The following is a 5248-nucleotide window of genomic DNA, read 5'->3' as shown; positions in this document are numbered from 1 at the left end:
TTAATTGAGCGTTCTCATCAATTGATCTATATATCTTTTCTGCTGCTTAATCTGCCGCGCCTGGCTTACTTGATAATCTTGAATATCTTTTCGGAAGTTAGCGAAAGTCATTTTAGGGCTGTCATACGGGTTGAGAGGATTATAAGTGACAGACACTAGCCTTACATCGTCCTCAAACGTGATGCCGTTTGCCGTATCAGCAATGACATGGATCGTGTCACCTTTCCAAAAATCCTCTTCTATACCTTGTAGTGCTGGCTCATAGATATACTGGTACTCTGCCTCAACCACCACGTCAGGATATGGGTTCACGTGCTTTTTCAAAGCAGAAACCATGTTGCTTGGTTTCTTTACTGTGTCGTCTCTTATCGGCTCACCCCAGCGCGGCTTTCCTTCAATAAGAAACTTATCTTCATCAGGATGGATATAAAGAATAGGCTCGAATTCGTATTCAGGCTCTTTCTCCTTTTCATCTTCGTTCGACTTTGTGTCACTTTTCTTAGCTTTCTTTTCTGCACCGTAACCCCATGCACGCGTTGATGTATTTTGATCGTTGATCTTCATCTTAAATCCTGGCATGTTATAACGACTGTCAAAGGTGTAATCTACTACTTTACCCATTTTTAAATGCACATAGATGACGTAGTTATTTACATCAAGCTCTATTTCATAATCCTCAACAATCTGATCCATTAATTCGACTCTGTTCTTTTCTCCGAAGCCGTCCTGATCTACTTCGTCAAACTCCGATAGTTTTGCTTTTAGTACATATTGAAAAGGCGTGCCAGCCAGGGCAAAGTCTAAAGCTTCATTGATTTTCAGTTTCTTTGAAATCTTTTCTTCGACTCTGTCATTTACAAGAAGAACAGTATAAACATGATTGGCGGTTACCTTTTTCTGCAGCACGTTTTTCCTGCTCTGATCAAGCTCAATGTCTGTAATGTAATACTTTTGATGGTTGTAAACTTTTTCGTCTAAATACAGTATGTTCCCTGGAACAAGTAAATCAAATTCTGTTCCGTTATCCTCAGTCCGCATTAGCGTAAAGGTGAAACTCTTTTTACCTGTTGTGTCGTCTTGCAGTTCTAGCACTGCGCCAACGATTTCAACAAGTTCTTTGCCGTCCTTGGTTGAGACATGCAGCTGCCTAAAATCAATATCAGAAGGTAGCCCGTCATTTAACTCTATGTCCTTGCCCTGGTACTCTTTGCTTGGATATGTTGGTTTAGTTGGTGTTTCAGGCTCATACGGTTCTTCTGGTAGATCATCCAAATTATCGTATTGTGTGAGTTTGTAAGTAAAAATGATGCTGTTTAATTTTGTTGCATAGTTTATGTCGGTAGCATAACCAGCTTCTGAAAATGATGAAGTAGAACTTTTTTAAAGACGTGCCCTTTGACTCTGCTAGTCCTGTAATATTGTTAAAATCCACTTGGAATGATACCTGGTTTTTTTGCTTGTCCTTAGGAATCTGAAATCCTCCGTCACACGTAACCGCAAAACGCCTCCCAGGAAGAAGATCACATGAGATGTAATACCAGGAGGGCTGAACGACAAGATCATAAAACTCATGTCTGTACTGATAAAAGTTTGCCGCGATTTTAGCATCAAGCAATATCTTCAAAGCAGAAACCATGTTGCTTGGTTGTAAAACTTAATAAACATTTTTTTCCTTATTGTGCTACGGTGCTACCCGAATTACTAGCATTCCCCGCTTGACTACGAATGCCGGATGCAAATTGACTCCCTGCTTTTTGTCCGCCTCCGCCATCGGTTGTTTTGGCAAGTTGGGCTGTTGCTGTTGCGCTCACCGAAGATGCTGCAGACGTATTGGCGCCCTTTGTGCTTGTTATTCCCGCACTGTGGCTCTTTCCTTTTGTTGCACCTGCTTGAGTGGCTTGAGTGGTATTTTTATTTAGGCTTGATAACGCTGTTTGGTTTACGCTGCTTGCTGCTGTGCTTGTGATGCCGCTTGTTGAACTTATTCCCGCGCTAAATGATTGGCCCTTTTGAGAGCCGAATGTTTTAGCTCCTGCATTAGCCATTGCTGCTGTGCTCTTTTTCACGTCCTGCGCCTTTTCTCCAAGCCCAATGATAAACCCATCGCCAAAGTTCACACCTTCTGCAATGGTCTTTTTTGCAGGTGATTTGGATTGTATGGAATCTTTCAGCGAACGTATTGCAACTTTACCGATGCTCCTAATGTTTTCTCTCCTGCATTACCTTCACTTAGCTTTTGCCTAAGTGCTTGCTGCAGCACTGATCCGCTGTTAGATACGTTAACTTTTGACGAATTAATACCTTCACTAAACGATCGACCTTTTTCTTGTCCTGCAATTCTAGGAATGCCGTTTTCCTCACGTAATTTCAGATCCAATGACTGTTTTAGAATAGAACCACTCGCCAATGTATTTGGTGTAGCATCTATTAGACCATCAGCAAATTCTTTTCCTATTTTCTTTCCTGAATTACGGGCAGATGTTTCGCGGTTCATCTTCTTTTCTACTTTGGCAATTGTTTTGTCTGCCTCGGAGGCAGCTTTATCACTTGCTAGTCCTAATCCTTCGTTAAACTCAATGAGGGATTTTCTTGTTTGCTCTATCGCTTCTTCTTTGCTGCCCCCTAGTTTTTGCAAAAATGCTACCTGTTTTTCAGCCCAGCGCGCTTGATATGCAGTCTCGCTTTCTTCTATTTCTACGAAAATTCCCATTGAGTTACTTGAATACTCTTTTTGTCTTTCCAACGCTTTACCTGTTTCTAAATCTAACAGTTGACCATCTTTAGACATTTGATCAAAAAGAGCTTCTGAGCTTTTCTTATATGTGTTTAGGTTTTGAGCAAGAGACTTTTGATAGTCTGCATTAATTTTGGCTTTTAGAGCCTTATGCTGTTCAGCGTTTATCGCTTCTTTAGCAAGGGCCTCATCCATCACTTGAGACATATAATCTCTATCTTTTTTTGCTGCCTTCTGACCTTCCTTATACAACTCAGTGATCTGATCGTTATAGCCTTTAGCACTTTTAAAAGATAACTTATTTTGACTCTCGGAAACTCTCTGCTGGATAGCCAAAGCGTCCTTTTGATTTGCGGCAAATTTACTTGTAGACTGTTGGAAGAATGTGATGATCTCGTTAAATGTTCTGCGTTGTACTTCGTTCATATTAGACGTGATTAGACCCGTCTCTTCCTTTAACTTCTCAAACTGCTTCATTTTTTTACGAACTGTTTGTACATCTTGATCAATTTTTCCGACAAGTTGATCAGACCATTCCTCGCCCTTTTCTTTCATTTTCCCTTCTTGATCCTCAAAAAGACCATTAAGAACAGCCAATGCATCTGTTTTAAATCCTTCTAATTCTTTAACTAAAGAAGATGACATTTTCTGATAAGTTTTAAGTAACCTATTTGCCATCTTATCTGCTTCTTCACCTGAAACCTGAGTTAATTGAAATAGCTGTGAAGTGGCTTTTTCACGTAGACTGACATACGAGGCTGCAGCCTTTTGCGTCGCTTTAGAAACACCCTCACCGTATAGAAGAGCCGATTCTTTTGCTTCTTCTTGACGTTTCTTTTGGTTTTTCAACTGCTCATTATACGCATAGGTCGCTACGGCAATACCGCCTAATAAAGCAGTCCCACCGACTATCGCAAGCCCTACTGGACCCGTAAATGCTAAAAGCGCTCCGATACCCATCGTAAGCGTTGCGACTGCTGTTGTGGCACCTAGGACACCGGTAGCAAACAGCGCAGTTTTTGCAACCGTTTGAGCTGTGGCAGAATCCATTTTGTTAAACATGGAAACGATGTCTGCGCCTTTTTCAGCTAGGTTACCAAGCGCAGGAAGTAAACTTTTAGTTAGTTTGATTTTTGCTCCTTCTACAGCAGAATTAAAAGCGACAATGCTGCCTCGTGCATTATCTAGCATCGTATCTGCCATATCTTGAGCAGCACCGTCTGATTCCTTCAAAGCCTTTGTGTTCTCTTTTAAAGCCTTGCTGCCTTTTTGTAAGAGAATAGCCCAATGTTTATAAGACTCAGCGCCTACAATGGTTTTAAGGGTTGCGGCTTGCTGCTCTTTCGTCATGCCTTTCATGCCCTTTTCCATTTCTGCAACGACTTCCGGCATGCTTTTCATATCTCCGGCCGCATCAAAAAATGCGAATCCTAAGTTATCAATTACCTTCTGAGCTTTTTTGGCAGGTGTTGCCAGACGAATCAATGATGTACCAAATGCTTGACCTGCTATCGAACCTTGTAAACCTGCGTCACCAAACGCCATGACTGCGGCCGCTGATTCTTCTAGTCCCCAGCCCAATGAATTAGCGTTAGGCGCAAGGAACTTCATCGCCTCTCCCATTTGTTCAACGTTTGTGTTTGCGTTAGCTGCACCGTATGCGATCACGTCCGATGCGTGACCTGCTTCCTCAGCCTTCATCGCAAAGGCTTGCATCATATTGGAGGAGATGTCGGCCGCTGCTGCTAAATCTAATTGACCTGCGGCGGCTAAGTTCAACATACCTGGCATCGCTGCGTATATGTCGTTTGCTTTAAAACCAGCCATCGCAAGAAAGCTTTGTGCGTCAGCTGCTTGACTGGCAGTAAAGACAGTTGTTGCCCCAAGATCCATTGCTTGTTTTTCTAGCTTTTTTATCTCTTGGGCTGTACCACCTGAAATAGCTTGGACTTTACTCATTTGCTTTTCAAAGTCCATACCCACTTGTACTGCATCTTTTAGTGGGAGGGCCAAGCCTGCAAAAGCAACACCTGTAGTCATTGCTACCGAAGCACCCGTACTTCTCATTTTGTTGCCAACTGTACTCATTCTTTGGCCCATTTTATAAAGCGATGAGGATGTTCTTTTTATCTCAGCTTCCATCCTCTGAATTTTGTTGGTCGTTTGTGTTAACGCGTTTTGCGTTTTATTCATTTCAGCTGTTGCATAGTTCAGCCGACGGGCTAGGGTTTGCGTTGATTCCGCATCCTTTCCCTTCTTGATGGCTGAATCTGCATACGCTCTTTCGAGTGCTTTGACCTTCATTTTATGCTGGTCCCAATGTACAAAGGCTTATCCGATGCTGCTGCGTTCTTATTTGGCTCTTCCTTGCTCGCTTCTTTTCTTCGCGCAAGACGTTTCAGATGATAGACAATGTCCATTTCGTCTATCTGATTTTGAGTAAAGCCAATGTCCTCTAATGCGTTATACATATCGAGGAAAGCATAGGAAAAAATTAATCCCCCCGATCTTATT

4 protein-coding genes and 1 pseudogene are annotated in these 5248 nt (G+C 42.1%); all 5 read right to left on the bottom strand.

Annotated elements, in window-relative coordinates; translation table 11 throughout:
- Positions 1 to 1380: pseudogene (locus tag BA70_RS18490) on the bottom strand (phage tail protein); the annotation flags it as partial.
- Entirely contained in the window at positions 1274 to 1636 is a 363-nt protein-coding gene (locus BA70_RS18485; protein WP_034325192.1) for a phage tail domain-containing protein, read from the bottom strand. The pseudogene BA70_RS18490 and the gene BA70_RS18485, both read right to left, overlap by 107 nt.
- 37 nt (positions 1637 to 1673) lie before the next feature.
- Positions 1674 to 2117, bottom strand: a complete 444-nt coding sequence (locus tag BA70_RS20095; protein ID WP_034325191.1) for a hypothetical protein — start codon at positions 2115 to 2117, stop codon at positions 1674 to 1676.
- Positions 2118 to 2167: 50 nt separating this feature from the next.
- Positions 2168 to 4927 carry a phage tail tape measure protein gene (locus BA70_RS18475; RefSeq protein WP_239646712.1) on the bottom strand — a complete coding sequence of 920 codons (2760 nt, stop codon included), beginning with the start codon at positions 4925 to 4927 and terminating at the stop codon, positions 2168 to 2170.
- A 107-nt stretch (positions 4928 to 5034) separates the two neighbouring features.
- A partial coding sequence (locus BA70_RS20460; RefSeq protein ID WP_034325190.1) for a hypothetical protein occupies positions 5035 to 5248 on the bottom strand: 214 nt, incomplete at its 5' end.

It is taken from the genome of Bacillus zhangzhouensis (assembly GCF_000715205.1).
Classification (GTDB): Bacteria; Bacillota; Bacilli; order Bacillales; family Bacillaceae; genus Bacillus; species Bacillus zhangzhouensis.
Note: the sequence above shows the minus strand (reverse complement) of the source record. Positions and strands in the feature narration are given on the sequence as shown.